This window comes from Mesorhizobium sp. B3-1-7, assembly GCF_006439385.1.
Classification (GTDB): Bacteria; Pseudomonadota; Alphaproteobacteria; order Rhizobiales; family Rhizobiaceae; genus Mesorhizobium.
This window is the reverse complement of record NZ_VFTL01000080.1, coordinates 1-2,734: the sequence shown is the minus strand read 5'-3', so window position 1 is coordinate 2,734 and position 2,734 is coordinate 1. Positions and strand designations below refer to the sequence as shown.

At 68.9% G+C, this 2,734-nt stretch carries 2 protein-coding genes; both read right to left on the bottom strand.

Annotated elements, in window-relative coordinates; all coding sequences use genetic code 11:
• Positions 1-712, bottom strand: a 712-nt coding sequence (gene cobG, locus FJ417_RS32925) for a precorrin-3B synthase (RefSeq protein WP_140786334.1), incomplete at its 3' end; no start/stop codon positions are given.
• Positions 709-2,734: cobaltochelatase subunit CobN (locus FJ417_RS32920; RefSeq protein ID WP_246687644.1), on the bottom strand; the 2,026-nt coding region annotated here is incomplete at its 5' end. The genes cobG and FJ417_RS32920, both read right to left, overlap by 4 nt.

Sequence of the window (2,734 nt, the reverse complement as noted above, 5' to 3'; positions counted from 1 at the left end):
CCCCCCTTGAGGGGGAGATGTCCGGCAGGACAGAGAGGGGGGTGACGGAGTGCCAACTTGCGAGTGAAATAAGCTGCCGCTCCGACAAATCGCGCGTGTGCGCCTCGCGGCCCTTTTCGGCGACCATCCGAAGAGCCGCGACTGCAATGTCGCGCGCCGCATCTTCATCGACTGTCGCGAGTGGCTTCGCACTGCGCCCGTCGCCGGCAATCGATACGCTCCACTGGATGCTAGTGCTGGTCCGCGCCGCCTTCAGCCTCACGTCGGCCGTCACAGCATCCATTGTCAACTGCCCGCCGCCGTCGATAACCACCGACACCTTCGGTCCCAGCCTTGCCGTCAGCCCGGCCTCTTCGATCGCCACCCTGATCCGCTCGGCCAGAGGGCGCGGGTCGGCAATCTCCTGCGGATCGATTCCCGCCAGCGGCCCGACTTCGACCGGCACGCCGCTGCGCACGGCAATGCCAAGCGCATCCACCTCCGCCGCCAGCAGCCGCGCGCTGTCCGCCGTCAAACCACGGATCTGCAGACTGCCGCGCGCGGTCACTTCCATGATACCGTTGCCGTGGCGCAAGGCGGATTCGCCGAGTCCGATCAGCGACTTCGGGGCAAGTCCTCCAGCAACCGGATTGAGCCGCACCAGCAGCCCGTCGCCGGTTTGCATCGGTGCGCTCAGCGCAGGGCAGGCGCCGCGGCGCGAAAAGGCGTTCATGCCGCCACCCCGCTTGCCTGGGCCTCGGCAATCAGGGCCGCGAGATCGTCGTCGATGGAATTCCTGAGCGGATGCCAGAGGCCGCGCCGCCGCGCTGAGAGAAAGCGCTCGGCGATGGCCTTGGCGGCGGCCGGGTTCTCGCGCAGCAGGAAGGCGCGCACGTCCGGGTCGCCGACATAGGCGTCGTGTACGGCCTCGATCAGCGCGCCTGATATGGCATGCGTGGTTTCGGCGAAACCGACCAGCCGATCGACGGTCTCGGCGAATTCGGAGGCACCGCGCGGGCCATGGCGTATCTGGCCGGCGATGAAGCGCGGGTTGACGGCGCGGGCCCGCACGACGCGCGATACTGCATCGCCGACCGAGCGCGGTTTCGGCTTCTTCGGATCGGTCGTGTCGAGCACGATGACGTCGGCATTCCGGCCAAGCGTGGCAAGGGCGGCCGAAAAGCCACCGATGAAGGCGACGTCGGCCGAGCCCTCGAGGATGTCGCGGCCGGGATCGTCGCCGGTGTGGACAAGGAGATCGGCTTCCGCGATCCGTCCCTCGAAAGCGCCGGGCGCGGAGATCGCTTCGCCGTCGGCGCCGCCATAGGCGTGCGATGTCGCGTCGAGATAGGCGCGGCCGATCTCTTCGCGCGCGCCCCATTCGCCGCGCGACAGCAGGTCCTCGACGCCGGCGCCATAGGTGCCGGGCGAAGTGCCGAAAATGCGCGGGCCGATCTTGCCCTCAGCGCGTGTCGCAGCGGCGAGGGGATTTTCCGAATCGTCCTCGTCGCGGCTGGCGACGGCGTTGGCGGCGGCGTCGATCAGCGCGATCTGGGTCGGAAACATGTCGCGGAACAGGCCGGAGATGCGCCAGGTGACGTCGACGCGCGGGCGGCCGAGCGCCGCCGGCGGCAGCACCTCGATGCCGGTGACGCGGCCGGTGGCGGCATCCCATTGCGGCCGGCAGCCCATCAGCGCCAACCCTTGCGCGATCTCCTCGCCGCCCGTGCGCAAGGAGGCCGAGCCCCAAAGATCGATGACCAGCGAGCGCGGCCAGTCGCCGTGGCTTTGCATATAGCTGCGCACCACTTCTTCCGCTGCCGCCTGGCCGAGATCGTAAGCAGTCGGCGTCGGCATGGTGCGCGGATCGGCGGTGAAGAGATTGCGGCCGGTGGGCAGCACATCGGAGCGACCACGCGCCGGCGCGCCGGCGGGACCTGCCTTGATGTGGCGGCCATCGAGCGCGGCGAGCAGGGCAGACTTCTCAGCCTCGGCGCTTTGCCGGCGCAGTGGATCGACCTCGTCCTCCGGCGCGCGGCCATAGACATGCAGCCCGTCCTTGACGGCGAAATCCTTGAGGTCGCAGAGCCAGGCATCGATGCGGCGCAGCGCTTCGTCCGGAGCGTCTGTGCGGGCAACGCCGGCTTCGGAGGCGAGACCGGTCCTTTGCGCTGTCTCGACGATCAGCCTAGCCAGACGGTCGCGGCGGCGGCGGTCGAGGCCGTCGGCCTGGGCATATTCATCGACCAAGCGCTCCAGCTTCTGTTGGACCTCGTCGAGGCCTGCGCCGGTCAGTGGCGGCGGCAGATGGCCAAGCGTGACGGCCGAAATGCGGCGCTTGGCCTGCGCGGCCTCGCCGGGATTGGAGACGATGAAGGGATAGATGACCGGCAACGACCCAGTGACGATCTCGGGGAAGCAGGTGTCGGATAGCGCCACCGTCTTGCCTGGCAGCCATTCCAGCGTGCCATGCGCGCCGACATGGATGATGGCATGCGCGCCGAGCGATTTTTGCAGCCAGAGGCCGAAGGCGATCAACTCGTGGCGCGGGGGAAGCGTCGGGTCGTGGTAATCGGCGCGGCGGTCGGCCGAGCGGCCGCGGTCGGGGGCCAGCGCCACGGTGACGTTGCCGAAGGTGGCGGCGCGGAAGGGGAAGGTTGCCGAGTTCGGCGCTTGAACACCCCCCTCTGTCCTGCCGGACATCTCCCCCGCAAGGGGGGAGATTGGCAGTTCCGTCGAAGGCGCCGTTCCTGCA